Annotated in this window: 11 protein-coding genes; 9 read left to right on the top strand and 2 right to left on the bottom strand. The window is 70.5% G+C overall.

Going from position 1 to position 14,865, the window contains the following annotated elements; genetic code table 11:
- The first annotated feature begins 55 nt into the window (after nt 1-55).
- The 8 genes from QSK52_RS35210 (at nt 56) to QSK52_RS35245 (ending at nt 12,435) form a co-directional block, all read left to right on the top strand.
- A complete protein-coding gene (locus QSK52_RS35210; RefSeq protein ID WP_285740331.1) occupies nt 56-1,900 on the top strand; it encodes an APC family permease in 1,845 nt (614 codons plus the stop codon).
- Between the two features lie 207 nt (nt 1,901-2,107).
- Complete coding sequence (locus tag QSK52_RS35215) at nt 2,108-4,141, top strand: APC family permease (protein WP_435053446.1); 2,034 nt, start codon at nt 2,108-2,110, stop codon at nt 4,139-4,141.
- A 341-nt stretch (nt 4,142-4,482) separates the two neighbouring features.
- Nucleotides 4,483-4,572: a K(+)-transporting ATPase subunit F gene (gene kdpF / locus QSK52_RS35220; RefSeq protein WP_033214986.1), complete on the top strand. Its 90-nt coding sequence runs from the start codon at nt 4,483-4,485 to the stop codon at nt 4,570-4,572.
- A gap of 2 nt (nt 4,573-4,574) precedes the next feature.
- Nucleotides 4,575-6,236, top strand: a complete 1,662-nt coding sequence (gene kdpA / locus QSK52_RS35225; RefSeq protein ID WP_285740332.1) for a potassium-transporting ATPase subunit KdpA — start codon at nt 4,575-4,577, stop codon at nt 6,234-6,236.
- Nucleotides 6,236-8,341 carry a potassium-transporting ATPase subunit KdpB gene (kdpB, locus tag QSK52_RS35230; RefSeq protein WP_285740333.1) on the top strand — a complete coding sequence of 702 codons (2,106 nt, stop codon included), beginning with the start codon at nt 6,236-6,238 and terminating at the stop codon, nt 8,339-8,341. Before kdpA ends, kdpB begins: the two co-directional genes overlap by 1 nt.
- A 16-nt stretch (nt 8,342-8,357) precedes the next feature.
- Nucleotides 8,358-8,975 (top strand): K(+)-transporting ATPase subunit C, encoded by a 618-nt coding sequence (gene kdpC, locus QSK52_RS35235; RefSeq protein ID WP_285740334.1) that lies wholly within the window; start codon nt 8,358-8,360, stop codon nt 8,973-8,975.
- 206 nt (nt 8,976-9,181) lie between these two features.
- Nucleotides 9,182-11,761 (top strand): sensor histidine kinase, encoded by a 2,580-nt coding sequence (locus QSK52_RS35240; protein ID WP_285740335.1) that lies wholly within the window; start codon nt 9,182-9,184, stop codon nt 11,759-11,761.
- Entirely contained in the window at nt 11,758-12,435 is a 678-nt protein-coding gene (locus QSK52_RS35245; RefSeq protein WP_285740336.1) for a response regulator, read from the top strand. Before QSK52_RS35240 ends, QSK52_RS35245 begins: the two co-directional genes overlap by 4 nt.
- A 96-nt stretch (nt 12,436-12,531) precedes the next feature.
- Here the strand turns inward: QSK52_RS35245 and QSK52_RS35250 are convergent, their stop codons facing one another.
- Nucleotides 12,532-13,320 (bottom strand): alpha/beta fold hydrolase, encoded by a 789-nt coding sequence (locus QSK52_RS35250; RefSeq protein ID WP_285740337.1) that lies wholly within the window; start codon nt 13,318-13,320, stop codon nt 12,532-12,534.
- A gap of 33 nt (nt 13,321-13,353) precedes the next feature.
- Complete coding sequence (locus QSK52_RS35255; RefSeq protein ID WP_285740338.1) at nt 13,354-13,761, bottom strand: hypothetical protein; 408 nt, start codon at nt 13,759-13,761, stop codon at nt 13,354-13,356.
- Nucleotides 13,762-14,018: 257 nt separating this feature from the next.
- Here QSK52_RS35255 and QSK52_RS39750 point away from each other — a divergent pair, with 257 nt between their 5' ends.
- Nucleotides 14,019-14,738, top strand: coding sequence for a helix-turn-helix domain-containing protein (locus QSK52_RS39750; RefSeq protein ID WP_435053447.1), 720 nt, complete (start codon nt 14,019-14,021; stop codon nt 14,736-14,738).
- Nucleotides 14,739-14,865: the final 127 nt, after the last annotated feature.

Here is a 14,865-nt window from a genome sequence, read left to right on the forward strand (position 1 = left end):
GTGCCGGGAGCGAGCAGGATCGGACCGCACCGCGTCTCCCGGAGGTCCGAGCAGCATGTCCCACACCGCCCAACAGCCGCAGTCCGACACCGAGCCCCCGGATACCGGGGCGGCCGGGGAACGGCACCGGTTGAGTGCGTTCGGCGGCCTGGCCGCCCTGTCGCTGGACGCGATGGCCTCGGTGGCGTACGGCCCCGAGGCCGTCGTGCTGGTGCTGGCCGCGGCCGGTTCCCACGGGCTGGGCTTCACGTTGCCGGTGACGGTGGCGATCGCGGTGCTGCTGGCCGTGCTGGTCGCCTCGTACCGGCAGGTGATCGCCGCGTTCCCGGACGGCGGCGGCTCGTACGCGGTCGCCAAGGCGCACCTGGGCCGGCGGACCGCGCTGACGGCGGCGGCCTCGCTGGTGATCGACTACGTGCTGAACGTGGCGGTGTCGGTGACCGCCGGCGTGGCCGCGCTGACCTCCGCCTTCCCCGGGCTGTACGGCGACCGGGTGTGGCTCTGCCTGGGGGTGCTGGCGCTGGTGACCGCGGTGAACCTGCGGGGCGTCGCCGAGTCGGCCCGGTGGTTCACCGCGCCGACCGCGGTGTTCGTGGCCTCGATCCTGGCGATCGTGGTGGTGGGCCTGTTCCGGGACGTCCCGGCCTCGACCGTGGCCGCCGCCGGGCACGCCTCGGTCCTGGCCGGCACCACCACCACCGTGGGCGCGCTGCTGCTGGTCAAGGCCTTCGCGTCGGGCTGCTCCGCGCTGACCGGCGTGGAGGCCGTCGCCAACGCGGTGCCCGCCTTCCGCACGCCGGGCGTCCGGCGGGCGCAGCGTACGGAGGCGGCGCTCGGCGCGCTGCTCGGCGTGATGCTGGTCGGCCTCGCGGTGCTGATCGGCCGCTTCCACCTCCAGCCGGTGGAGGGCGTGACCGTGCTGGCCCAGCTCGCGGACGCCTCGCTCGGCCACGGCTCCGGCTTCTACCTGGTGCAGTTCGCCACCGTCGTGCTGCTGGCGCTGGCCGCCAACACCTCCTTCGGCGGACTGCCGGTGCTGCTGCACCTGCTCGCCCGGGACAACCACCTGCCGCACGTCTTCGCCCTGCGCGCCGACCGGCAGGTGCACCGGCACGGCGTGCTGTTCCTCGCGGCGGTCTCGGCCGCCCTGCTGGTCGCCTCCGGCGGCGACGTGAACAGCCTCGTGCCGCTGTTCGCGATCGGCGTGTTCGTCGGCTTCACCATCTGCCAGATCGGCATGGTCCGGCACTGGCGGCTGATACGAGGGCCCCGCTGGCAGGGCAGGGCGACGCTCAACGGCTTCGGCGCGCTGCTCACCGGCGTCTCCACCCTGGTGGTCACCGGGACCAAGTTCACCGAGGGCGCCTGGGGCATCTGCCTGGTCCTGCCGCTGCTGGTCCTCCTGTTCGAGCTGGTCCACCACGCCTACGCCCGGATCGGAAACCGCCTGGAACTCGGCCGGATCCCGGGCCCGCTCACCCCGCAGCACTCCCTGGTGATCGTCCCGGTTCACGCCATCACCCGGCTCACCCGGGAGGCCCTGTCCACCGCCCTCTCCCTCGGCGACGAGGTCCAAGCGGTCACCGTCGTGCACATCGCCCCGGATCCCGAGGACCGGGCCGCCGCCGAGGCACTGCGCCGCGACTGGGAGCTCTGGCGGCCCGGCGTCGAGCTGGTCGAGATCACCGACGGCCACCGGCGGCTGGGCCAGCCCCTCGCCGGGTACGTCAACGCCCTGGCGGCCGCGCGTGCCTACGACCGGATCACTGTCCTGATCCCCGAGACCGAACCCCGCCACGTGTGGCAGCGGGCCCTGCAGAACCAGCGCGGCGCGGTGATCGACCGGGCGCTGCGCCGCCGCACCGACGCGGTGGTCTGCCGGTTGCGGATGAGGACCTGAGTGCGGTCGGCTCGTGCGAATAGTCCGAATTGTTCGTTCGGGCTGGATAAATTGACGATTCCTTAACGCCCTCCTCGATGCCCCGAGCTGGCCTGTCGACGATCTTCCAGGCATCTTCTGACCTGCGGAAACGTAGAGAAACGGGACGTGTGGACGTGTGCTGGCGCACCGGTTCCCCCCACGTCGGCGGCCCCTACTCTCGCTTACGTGTTCAACGTGCCCCAGGCGCTCAAGCGCCTCGTGATCGGCCGCGCCATGCGCAGCGAAGAGCTCGGCGAGACGCTGCTGCCCAAACGGCTGGCGCTGCCGATCTTCGCCTCCGACCCGCTCTCCTCGGTGGCGTACGCGACCGGCGAGATCCTGCTGGTGCTGACCGTGGGCGGCACCGCCTTCCTGTACCTGACGCCGTGGATCGCGGCGGGCGTCGTCGCGCTGATGGCGGTCGTGGTGATGTCCTACCGGCAGGTCGTGCACGCCTACCCCTCCGGCGGCGGCTCGTACGAGGTGGTGTCCAAGAACCTCGGCGCCAACTCCGGCCTCGTGGTGGCGGCCTCGCTGCTGGTCGACTACGTGATGACGGTGGCGGTCTCGGTCGCCTCGGGCGTGGACAACATCATCTCGGCGTTCGGCGGTCTCGCGGACCACCGGGTCGCGCTGGCGCTGGCCTTCGTGGTCCTGCTGGCGGCGATGAACCTGCGCGGGGTCCGGGAGTCCGGGAAGGCGTTCGCCGCGCCCACGTACCTGTTCATCGGCGGCATCCTGCTGATGGTGGTCACCGGCCTGGTGCGGGTGGTCTTCGGCGACAACCCGCAGGCCCCGACCGCCGCCTTCGGCGTCAACCCGGAAGACGGCAAGGACACCCTGCAGGGTCTGGGCCTGCTGCTCCTTGGCCTGCGCGCGTTCGCCTCCGGCTGCACCGCGCTGACCGGCGTCGAGGCGATCTCCAACGGTGTGCCGGCCTTCCGCACACCGAAGGCGAAGAACGCCGCGGCCACCATGGCCGTCATGGGCATCACCGCGGTGGTGATGTTCGTCGGCGTCACCGTGCTGGCCCTGACCTCGCACGTGCACTACGTCGAGAACGCCTGCCAACTCGTCGGCATCACCGGTGACTGCAGCAGCTACACCCAGCAGACCGTGATCGCCCAGCTCGCCTCGACCTTCCTCGGCGGCGACACCAGCGTCCTGTTCTACTTCATCCAGGCCGTGACCGCGCTGGTGCTGATCCTGGCCGCGAACACCGCGTTCAACGGCTTTCCGTTGCTGGCCTCGATCCTGGCCGAACACCGCTACCTGCCCCGGCAGATGCACACCCGCGGCGACCGGCTGGCCTTCTCCAACGGCATCATCGCCCTGGCGGTGGTGGCGGGCGGGCTGCTGTGGTTCTACCGGGCGGACGTCACCAGCCTGATCCACCTGTACATCCTGGGCGTGTTCACCTCCTTCACGCTCTCCCAGATCGGCATGGTCCGGCACTGGAACCGCACGCTCGCCACCGAGAGCGACCCGGCGGTGCGCGGCGCCGCCCAGCGCTCCCGGATCATCAACGGACTCGGCGCGGTCACCACCGCGCTGGTGCTGGTCATCGTGCTGATCACCAAGTTCACGCAGGGAGCGTGGCTGGCGGTGGTCGCCGCCGTGCTGCTGTGGCTGATGATGCGCGGCATCCGCCGGCACTACGACGCCGTCGCGGCGGAGCTGGCCGTCGAGGATCCGCGCGAGGAGTCGGCCAAGCCCTCCCAGGTGCACGGCGTGGTGCTCGTCTCCAAGCTCCACAAGGCCACCCTGCGCGCCCTCGGCTACGCCCAGGCGCTCAGCCCGGACACCCTGGAGGCTCTCACCGTCGCCGTCGAGAACGACGCCACCGACGAGTTGAAGGCCCAGTGGGACGCCTACGGGATCGAGGTCCCGCTGAAGGTCCTCGACTCGCCGTACCGCGAGATCACCAAGCCCGTCGTGCAGTACGTGCGCGAGTACCGGCGCTCCTCGCCGCGCGAGGCGGTCGCGGTGTTCATCCCCGAGTACGTGGTCGGCCACTGGTGGGAGCACCTGCTGCACAACCAGTCCGCGCTGTGGCTGAAGTCCCGGCTACTGTTCACCCCGGGCGTGATGGTCATCTCGGTGCCGTGGCAGCTGGCCTCCGCACCGCGCGCCGACCGTCCGGCCGGCCGGGCCCCGGGCGCCGTGCGCCGGGGCGAGCCCGCACCGGTCAAGGGCGCGCCCGAACCGCAGAGGACCTGACGCCGGTTCCCGGTGCCCCGGACAGCCCCGCTGTCCGGGGCACCGGCACGTTCCGGCCGGGTCCGGGTCTCGGCCGCATGACGCGGGCGTCAAGGCCGCGTCAATGTTGCCCGTTCACCCGTATGGAGGGCGTCAGGGAGCCGGGAACGGCGCTGACCGGCTGGTTTGCTGCTCTCGCCGGTCCTTCACCGGCCCCGCCCGGAGCGTCCGCGGACCTCCGGCGGTGACAGCCCCCTTCGACCAGTTGGTGGAGCGATAGCCATGCTCGATCTCGTCTTCGTCGGTGTCACGGTCGCCGTGTTCGCCGTCATCGCCCTCATCGCGAAGGGGGTCGAGAAGCTGTGAGCGCCGAGCACGTCGCAGGTCTCATCGTCGCCGTCGCACTCGTCGGCTACCTCGTCGTCGCGCTGATCTACCCGGAGAAGTTCTGACCATGAGCTCCACTCTCGCAGGGTGGCTGCAGGCACTCGCCCTCGTCGGCGCGCTGGCCCTCTGCTACCGCCCCCTGGGCGACTACATCGCCCACCTCCTCACCTCCGCCAAGCACCTCAGAGCCGAGCGCGGTCTCTACAAACTGGTCGGCGTCGACGGTGACGCCGACCAGCGCTGGCCGGTGTACCTGCGCTCGGTGCTGGCCTTCTCCGCCCTGTCGATCCTCTTCCTGTACGGGCTGATCCGCCTGCAGACCCACCTGCTGCTGAGCCTGGGCGTGCCCGAGATGGAAGCGCACCAGGCGTGGAACACCGCGGTCTCCTTCACCACCAACACCAACTGGCAGTCCTACTCCGGTGAGTCGGCGATGGGCCACCTGGTGCAGATGGCCGGTCTCGCGGTGCAGAACTTCGTCTCGGCGGCGGTCGGCATCGCGGTGGTCGCGGCGCTGATCCGCGGCTTCACCCGCCACCGCACCGACCGGGTCGGCAACTTCTGGGTCGACCTGACCCGGATCTGCCTGCGCCTGCTGCTGCCGCTGTCGATCCTCTTCGCCCTCGTGCTGGTCGCCAACGGCGTGGTCCAGAACTTCCACGGCTTCCACGACCTCGCCACCCTCGGCGGTGACACCCAGTCGATCCCCGGCGGGCCGGTGGCCTCCCAGGAGGTCATCAAGGAGCTCGGCACCAACGGCGGCGGCTTCTTCAACGCCAACTCGGCGCACCCGTTCGAGAACCCGAACGGCTTCACCAACTGGCTGGAGGTCTTCCTGCTGCTGGTGATCTCCTTCTCGCTGCCCCGCACCTTCGGCAAGATGGTCGGCGACCACCGCCAGGGCTACGCGATCGTCGCCGTGATGGGCCTGTTCTGGGTCGCCTCCGCGGCGCTGATCACCTTCTCCGAGCACCAGCACGCCGGCACCGCCCTGCAGGCCGCCGGTGGCGCGATGGAGGGCAAGGAGCAGCGCTTCGGTATCGCGGCCAGCTCCCTGTTCGCCGCGTCGACGACACTGACCTCGACCGGTGCGGTGGACTCCTTCCACGACTCGTACTCCGCCTTCGGCGGCGGCCTCACGATCTTCAACATGATGCTGGGCGAGATCGCACCCGGCGGCACCGGCTCCGGCCTGTACGGCATGCTGATCCTCGCGATCGTCGCCGTCTTCGTGGCCGGCCTGATGGTCGGCCGCACCCCCGAGTACCTGGGCAAGAAGCTCGGCGGGCGGGAGATGAAGTTCGCCTCCCTCTACATCCTCACCACCCCCGCCCTGGTGCTGATCGGCACCGGTATCGCCATGGCGCTGCCGGGCGAGCGCGCCGGGATGCTGAACTCCGGAGCGCACGGCTTCTCCGAGGTGCTGTACGCGTTCACCTCCGCGAGCAACAACAACGGCTCGGCGTTCGCCGGAATCACCGTCAACACGCCCTGGTACGACACCGCGCTCGGCCTGTGCATGGCCTTCGGCCGGTTCCTGCCGATGGTGTTCGTCCTGGCCCTGGCGGGTTCGCTCGCCCAGCAGCAGCCGGTCCCCGCGAGCGCGGGCACGCTGCCCACCCACAAGCCCCTGTTCGTCGGCCTGCTGTCGAGCGTCGTCCTGATCGTCGTCGGCCTCACCTACTTCCCGGCCCTCGCTCTCGGGCCGATCGCGGAAGGTCTCCACTGATGTCCAGCACCCTTACCCCCGCACCGGCCGTGCAGGGCAACACGTCGCACAGAGTGCAGTCCGGTCTGCTCGACCCGAAGCTGATCGCCAAGTCCCTGCCCGACGCGGTGAAGAAGCTCGACCCCCGCGTCATGGTGAAGAACCCGGTCATGTTCGTGGTCGAGGTCGGCTCGGTCGTCACCACGATCTCGGCCATCGCTTCGCCTTCGGTGTTCGCCTGGTCGATCACCGTCTGGCTGTGGCTCACGACGGTCTTCGCCAACCTCGCCGAGGCCGTCGCCGAGGGCCGCGGCAAGGCCCAGGCCGACACCCTGCGCAAGACCAAGACCGAATCCGTCGCCCGACGCCTCACCAACTGGCCCGCCTCGCAGGCCGAGGAAGAGGTGCCCGGTACCGCACTGCGGCTTGGTGACCACGTCGTCGTGGAGGCCGGACAGACCATCCCCGGTGACGGCGACGTCGTCGAGGGCGTCGCGTCCGTCGACGAGTCGGCGATCACCGGCGAGTCCGCGCCGGTCATCCGCGAATCGGGCGGCGACCGTTCCGCGGTGACCGGCGGCACGAAGGTCCTGTCGGACCGGATCGTGGTGAAGATCGCCTCCGAGCCTGGCAAGTCGTTCATCGACCGGATGATCGCCCTGGTGGAGGGCGCCGCGCGGCAGAAGACGCCCAACGAGATCGCGCTGAACATCCTGCTGGCCTCGCTGACGATCGTGTTCCTGGTCGCCGTGGTGACCCTGCAGCCGATGGCCACCTACGCGGGCGCGCCGCAGTCGATGATCGTGCTGGTAGCGCTGATCGTGGCGCTGATCCCGACCACCATCGGCGCGTTGCTCTCCGCGATCGGCATCGCGGGCATGGACCGCCTGGTGCAGCGCAACGTGCTCGCCATGTCGGGCCGCGCGGTCGAGGCGGCGGGCGACGTCGACACGCTGCTGCTCGACAAGACCGGCACCATCACCCTCGGCAACCGGCAGGCCGCCGAGTTCCAGCCCGCCGAGGGCGTCACCGCGGATGAGCTGGCCGGCGCCGCGCAGCTCTCCTCGCTCGCGGACGAGACACCCGAGGGGCGCTCGATCGTCGTCCTGGCGAAGACCGGGTACGGTCTGCGCGAGCGTGCGCAGGGCGAGTTGGCACACGCCACCTGGGTGCCGTTCACCGCGCAGACCCGGATGTCGGGCGTCGACCTGGACGAGGCCGAGGGCCTGCACCAGGTGCGCAAGGGTGCGGCAGGGTCGGTGTCCCGCTGGGTGACGGACAACGGCGGCAGCGTCGGTGCGGACGTGGCGCAACTGGTGGACGGCATCTCGGCCGCAGGTGGCACTCCGCTGGTCGTCGCCGAGAAGAACGGCTCCGCTCCGGCCAAGGTCCTCGGTGTCATCTACCTCAAGGACGTGGTCAAGGAAGGCATGCGCGAACGCTTCGACGAACTGCGGCGCATGGGCATCAGGACCGTCATGATCACCGGCGACAACCCGCTGACCGCCCGGGCCATCGCCGAGGAGGCGGGCGTCGACGACTTCCTCGCCGAGGCCACCCCCGAGGACAAGATGGCGCTGATCAAGCAGGAGCAGGCGGGCGGCAAGCTGGTCGCGATGACCGGCGACGGCACCAACGACGCCCCGGCGCTCGCCCAGGCCGACGTGGGCGTGGCGATGAACACCGGCACCATGGCGGCCAAGGAGGCCGGGAACATGGTCGACCTGGACTCCAACCCCACCAAGCTGATCGAGATCGTCGAGATCGGCAAGCAACTGCTGATCACCCGGGGCGCGTTGACCACCTTCTCGATCGCCAACGACGTCGCCAAGTACTTCGCGATCATCCCGGCGATGTTCGCGGGGGTGTACCCGGGCCTGCGCCACCTCAACGTCATGGGCCTGCACAGCCCGACCTCCGCGATCACCTCGGCGATCGTCTTCAACGCCCTGGTCATCGTCGGCCTCATCCCGCTCGCCCTGCGCGGCGTCAAGTACCGCCCCAGCGACGCGAGTTCGCTGCTGGCCCGGAACATCGGCATCTACGGGATCGGCGGCCTGATCGTGCCCTTCGTCGGCATCAAGGCGATCGACCTGCTCGTCCAGTTCGTCCCCGGCCTGAGCTGAGAGAGGCCAGAACCCCGTGCCCACTTTTCTGCGCACCCACCTCACCGCACTGCGGATGCTGCTGGCGATGACCGTGATTCTCGGCCTCGCCTACCCGCTGCTGGTCACCGGCATCAGCCAGGTCGCCTTCGCCGACAAGGCCAACGGCTCGATCGTGAAGACCGACGGCAAGGAAATCGGCTCCAGCCTCCTCGGTCAGAACTACAACCTCCCGAAGAAGGATCCGAACAACGCCGACGAACAGGCCCAGCCGGACCCGAAGTTCTTCCAGCCGCGCTTCTCCGCCGGCAGCTACGACCCGAAGGCCTCCGGCGCCTCCAACCTCGGCCCCAACGACGAGAAGCTGACCCGGACGATCCAGGACCGCCGCGCCGCGATCGCCGCCTTCGACGGCGTCGACCCGGCCAGCGTCCCGGTGGACGCGGTTACCGCCTCCGGCTCCGGACTCGACCCGCACATCTCCGTCGCCTACGCCAAGGAACAGGTCTCCAGGGTCGCCAAGGAGCGCGGCCTGTCCGCCGACACGCTGAACCACCTGATCGACACGTACACCGAGGGTCGCTCACTCGGCTTCCTCGGCCAGGACGGCGTCAACGTCGTCCTGCTGAACAAGGCGATCAGCGAGCAGAAGTGACGATGTTCGGCGGAGCCGAGGGGATGCCCCGGACGACCGGCTGGTGACAGGCCGACCCGGGCGAGGGGAGTGGATCCCGCGCCCGGGTCGGCCTGCCACGTTCGCCACCACAGCCGGCAGCCGCCCAGCGGAACAACTCGATCCGAGCAGTCGCTGTCGCCGACAGCCCCCTCCCCGGCCGCTTTCGTACGGAAAGAGCAGCGCCCATGTTCCGTGACCTCACCCCCGGCACCACCACGCGCCGTGGGCAGTTGAGGGTGTACCTCGGTTCGGCCCCAGGCATCGGAAAGACCTACCGGATGCTCGACGAGGCGCACAGACGGCTCGACCGGGGCGCGGACGTGGTCGTCGGATACATCGAGTGCCACAGCCGACGGCACACCGAGAACATGCTGCAGGGCCTGGAGACGGTACCGCGCCTGACCCGGACCTACCGGAACAGCGACTTCCAGGAGATGGACCTCGACGCGGTCCTCGCCCGCCGCCCGCAGGTCGTCCTGGTGGACGAGCTCGCGCACACCAACATCCCGGGCGGACGCAACGCCAAGCGCTGGCAGGATGTCGAGGAACTGCTCGCCGCCGGGATCGACGTCATCACCACCGTCAACGTCCAGCACCTCGAGTCGCTGAACGACGTCGTCCAGAAGATCACCGGAATCCCGCAGCGCGAGACCGTCCCCGACGAGGTCGTCCGGCGCGCCGACCAGATCGAACTCGTCGACATGGCCCCGCAGGCCCTGCGCCGCCGGATGGCGCACGGCAACGTCTACAAGGCGGAGAAGGTGGACGCCGCGCTCTCCAACTACTTCCGCGTCGGCAACCTGACGGCCCTTCGGGAGCTCGCCCTGCTGTGGGTGGCCGGACGGGTCGACGAGGGCCTGCGCGACTACCGCGCCAGCCACAACATCGACCGCGTCTGGGAGACCCGGGAACGCGTCGTCGTCGCCCTCACCGGCGGTCCCGAAGGCGAGACGCTGATCCGCCGCGCCGCCCGGATCGCCGACCGCACCGCCGGCGGCGAACTGCTCGCCGTGCACATCAGCCGCAGCGACGGCCTCGCGGGCGCCTCCCCGGGCACCCTCGCCGAACAGCGGCAACTGGTCGAGAACCTCGGCGGCAGCTACCACGTGGTGGTCGGCGACGACGTCCCGACCGCGCTGCTGGCCTTCGCCCGGGCGCACCACGCCACCCAGCTGGTCCTGGGCACGAGCCGCCGCGGGCGGCTGAACCGCTTCCTGACCGGCCCCGGCACCGGCCAGACCACCGTGGACGGCTCCGAGGACATCGACGTCCACATGGTCACCCACGAGTTCACCGGCCGCGGCCGGCTCCCCTCCCTCGGCCGCCGCCACTCCCGGCGGCGCACCGTCGTGGGAATCCTCGCCGGCCTCGCGGTGCCCGTGATCCTGACGGCGGTGCTCTCGCAGTTCCACAGTCAGGTGAACCTGACCACGGACGCGCTGATCTTCCAGCTCGGCGTCGTGGGTGTGGCGCTGCTCGGGGGCGCGACCTCCGCCCTGCTGGCCTCGCTGATCGCCTCGCTGCTGCTCAACTACTACTTCATCCCCCCGGTCCACACCTTCACCATCGGTGAACCCAACAACGTCATCGCGCTGATGGTGTTCGCGGTGGTCGCGCTGACGGTCTCCACGGTGGTCGACCACGCCGCCCGGCTCACCCAACGGGCCGCCCGCGCCACCGCCGAGGCCGAGACGCTGTCCACGCTGGCCGGAAGCGTCCTGCGAGGCGCGGGCGCGCTGCCCGAACTGCTGGACAAGACCCGCACCGCCTTCGCACTGGACTCGGTCGCCCTGCTCGATCGCGTGAGTGGTGAGGCCCTGGGCCGCAGCGACGCGGAGGGTGACCCGGCTTCGGACCGCACGGTCACCGAACTACCGGTCGGATCAGGTGCGTTGCTGGTCCTGGCCGGGCGCCGCCTGCCCGCCGCCGACCAGCGCGTGCTCACCGCCTTCGCCGCCCACATCGCCGCAGCCCTCGAACGCGATCGGCTCGCCACTGTCGCCGCCGAGGTCGAGCCGATCAAGGCCGCGGACCGGATGCGCACCGCGCTCCTCGCCGCGGTCAGCCACGACCTGCGCACCCCGCTCGCCGTCGCCCTCGCCTCCGTCGGCTCGCTGCGCAGCCCCGACGTCGAGTTCTCGCCCGAGGACCGGGCCGAACTCCTCGCCACCGCCGACGAATCCCTCGTCAAGCTCACCCGCCTGGTCGACAACCTGCTCGACATGAGCCGCCTGCAGGCCGGTGCCCTCACCCTGCACCTCGAACCCACCCACCTGGACGAGGTGCTGCCCCGCGCCCTCGACTCCCTGCCCGACGCCTACGCGCCGGTCCAGCCGCTCGACCTCGACACCGCGCCACCCGTGCTCGCCGACCCGCCACTGCTGGAACGGGTGCTGGCCAACGTCATCACCAACGCACTGCGGTACAACGCGCCCGGCGCACCCGTCCTGGTCGCCGCCAGCCACCACCTCGACCGGGTCGAGATCCGGGTGATCGACCGCGGCCCCGGCATCCCGCCGGGCGACCGCGACCGGGTCTTCCTGCCGTTCCAGCGTCTCGGCGACACCGACAACACCACCGGCGTCGGTCTCGGCCTCGCCCTCTCCCGCGGCCTCGCCGAGGCGATGGGCGGCTCCCTGGAGGTCGAGGACACCCCGGGCGGCGGAACCACCATGCTGCTCACCCTGCCCGCGGCCGAGCAGGCCGACGCCGACCTGAGCGTGGACGTCCCGACCACGGACGAGAACGGAGGGCCGGGACAGTGACGCGGATCCTGGTCGTGGACGACGAACCGCAGATGCTGCGCACGCTGAAGACCAACCTGCACGCCCGTCGCTACGCGGTGCTCACCGCGGCGACCGGGGCCGAGGCCCTGGACGCGGCCGGCCGCACGCCGCCGGACGCGGTGCTGCTCGACCTCGGCCTACCCGACCTCGACGGCATGGACATCATCCGCGGGCTGCGCGCCTGGAGCGCCGTGCCCATCATCGTCCTCTCCGGCCGCACCGACGCCCACGAAAAGGTGGAGGCTCTGGACGCGGGCGCGGACGACTACCTCACCAAGCCGTTCGTCATGGACGAGCTGCTCGCCCGCCTGCGGGCCGTCATGCGCCGGCCCACGAGCGAGCCCGCCGCCGTGCCGCGGTTCACGGTCGGCGCCCACACCGTCGACCTCGCCGCCGCCGTCGTCACCGGCCCGGGCGGACCGGTGCGACTCACCCCCACCGAGTGGAAGATCATGCGGCTGCTGCTGGCCAGCCCGGGCCGCCTGGTGTCCGGCAAGCAGCTGCTGCGCGAGGTCTGGGGCCCGGACGCGGAGGGCCACGGCAACTACCTGCGGGTCTACCTCGCCGGCCTGCGGCGCAAGCTCGAACCCGACCCCGCCCGACCCCGTCACCTGATCACCGAACCCGGCATCGGCTACCGCTTCGAACCGTGACGGGCCGGAGGGGGTGCCGTGGACCCCGGACCGTCCGGTGCCTGCGGTCGCCATGAGGTTCCGTGCAGCCGTGGCACGGGCGTGCTCCGGTCGGATTCAGGTGTGCGTGCCGGCCACGTCGCGCACGGCCCCGGCGACCGCCGCGAAGTCCTTCTTGAGGATCTTGTCGTGGTTGCTGGCGACCTTCGCGCTGATCCTGATGTGCGGGTTCCGTTCGGTCACGGCCCGGAGGCTCGCGCGGATCCGCTCCTGCTCGTCGCCCTTGCTGCCGAGGGACGTCCCGGACGCGACCACGTACCGTGCCGGGACCGTGATGGCGTCGAGGACCGGACCCAGCGCGCTCGCGCGGGCGACCTTGCCGAGTTCGATGTTGCACTCGGCCATCTGGGCGGCGGTCATCCGGGGCGTCAGGCCGGTCGGGCGGGCCAGCGCGACCAAGGGGGAGAGCCGCCGGAACAGCTTGCGGATCCGCTGCTCCATCGCGTCGTCCAGCCAGTCGTGGGGCTGCGCGCCGTCGACCATGACCGCGCCCAGGGCCCGGTCGGGGTTGCGGCTGGCCCAGTGCGCCGCGACGAACGCCCCGTAGGACCAGCCCACCACCACCGCGCGCTCGACACCGCGGGCGGCGAGCACCGCGTCGACGTCCGCGACCATGGTCTCGAAGGAGTAGTCCGCCGAGCGTCCCGACTTCTTGCCGCGGGCCCGCATGTCGTAGGTGACGTGTCGCCAGTCCGGGCCCAGTTCGGCGATGGTGTGCCGCCAGTAGCCCTGGGTGGCGAACTGGCCGTTGAGGTAGATCACGGGGGTTCCGGTGCCGCCGGTGTCGGTGACGGCCAGGGTCGTGTCGTCCACCGGCACCGTGCCGGTCCACTGCGCGCTTGTCATGACGGTCTCCTGCTCGTGGGGGCTGGCGTGTCGTCAGGCTGCGTCGAGGGCAGCGGTGATCTTGCGGATGATGTCGGCGAGGACCGGGCCGGGCCCGCCCTTGAGACCCCGGGTGGCCGCGTCGACGGCGACCAGGACGGTGCTGCGGAAGTTCTCGGCCTCGGCCTGGTCCAGCCGCTTGAGCAGGGCCATCGCTGCGGTCAGGGCCGGCAGTACCTGGTCCGCGACCGCGGCCACGGACTTTCCGTCCACCTTCGCGCCCTCGGACTTCTCGGCGAGCACGTACCCGACCAGGCCGGTCGCGGCCGACAGGGCGATGGAGCCCTCGGTGGCGATCTTGTGCGGCTTGTCGGTGGCGCCGGCCGCGGTCAGCAGCGAGATGGCGCCGTAGGCGGCAGTGCGGAGGGTCAGCTTGTCCTGCTCGGAGAGGGTGATTGACACGAGGTGCTCCTTCTGCCTGGCCGGTGACTGTTCGGAAATCCCTGAACTCGCATGACCGTACATTGCGTTTACTTATCCTGCAACAACTCTGGGTGATGAAAAGCCCTGTGGTAGAGGAGGTTTGGCCTCACCATTGCAATGACTGTGGTGCTAAATGCAAGTGGCGCAGGGGCATCGCATTGCAATGACCCTCGTGCGCTCGGCTACTCTGCATCTGGAAGCGGGGCACCGCGCAGACCCTGAGGAGACGAACACCGATGCCCGGAGGAAGGCTCACCGACGAGGACCGTCAGCAGATCGCGGCCGGGCTGGCCGAAAAGCTCGGATACACGGAGATCGGCCGACGCCTGGATCGGCCGGCCTCCACGATCATGCGCGAGGTGACCCGGAACGGCGGACCTGACGGCTACCGGGCGGCCCGGGCCCGGGAAGCCACCCGACACCGAGCGCGCCGCCCCAAGCAGGCCCCGCCCAGTGAACCGCTGCTGCTCCCCGACGCGCAGGGACGCGATCCACACGTGGTCCGGAAGGTCGCGGAGTCCGTCACCGCGTTCATCGAGCAGCAGGGCATGCCGTCAATGGCGTCCAAGGTGCTGGTCTGCCTGCTCGTCACCGACGCGGGCAGCCTCACCGCCGCCGACCTGGTCCAGCAACTGCGGGTCAGCCCGGCGTCCGTGTCGCACGCCGTCGCCTTCCTCGAGCAACAGGGCCTGCTCCGCCGGGAACGACTTCCCGGCGAGCGCCGCGAGCGCTACGTCATCGACGGCGAGATCTGGCTCCGCTCCACCCTGACGGCGGTCCAGCTGCACAGGAGCCTGGTGGCCGAACTCCGCAGCGCCGCCGAAGCCCTCGGACCCGCCACCCCGGCCGGCGCCCGCTTCAGTGACTCCGCCGAGTACCTGGCCCTCATGAGCGAGACCCTCCAACAGGTCGTCGACCAGTGGCAGCGGAGCCGGACAGATGACGGCGTGGCCTGATGCGGGGGTTCCGCTGGTGATGGACGCTTCCAGTTGCTGCATCGTCGTGGTGAGGACGGTGATGGAAGCAGTACCGACTTCGGCACGTCGGGGTGAATCTGTGTGGAGTGCCTGATGAGCCTGCAGC

Source organism: Kitasatospora phosalacinea, from assembly GCF_030268885.1.
Lineage (GTDB): Bacteria > Actinomycetota > Actinomycetes > Streptomycetales > Streptomycetaceae > Kitasatospora > Kitasatospora phosalacinea_C.

Coding starts and splice junctions, on each gene's coding strand:
- QSK52_RS35210 (WP_285740331.1), top strand. CDS start 56: ATGTCCCACACCGCCCAACAGCCGCAGTCCGACACCGAGCCCCCGGAT.
- kdpA (WP_285740332.1), top strand. CDS start 4,575: ATGAGCTCCACTCTCGCAGGGTGGCTGCAGGCACTCGCCCTCGTCGGC.
- kdpB (WP_285740333.1), top strand. CDS start 6,236: ATGTCCAGCACCCTTACCCCCGCACCGGCCGTGCAGGGCAACACGTCG.
- QSK52_RS35240 (WP_285740335.1), top strand. CDS start 9,182: ATGTTCCGTGACCTCACCCCCGGCACCACCACGCGCCGTGGGCAGTTG.
- QSK52_RS35250 (WP_285740337.1), bottom strand. CDS start 13,320: ATGACAAGCGCGCAGTGGACCGGCACGGTGCCGGTGGACGACACGACC.
- QSK52_RS39750 (WP_435053447.1), top strand. CDS start 14,019: ATGCCCGGAGGAAGGCTCACCGACGAGGACCGTCAGCAGATCGCGGCC.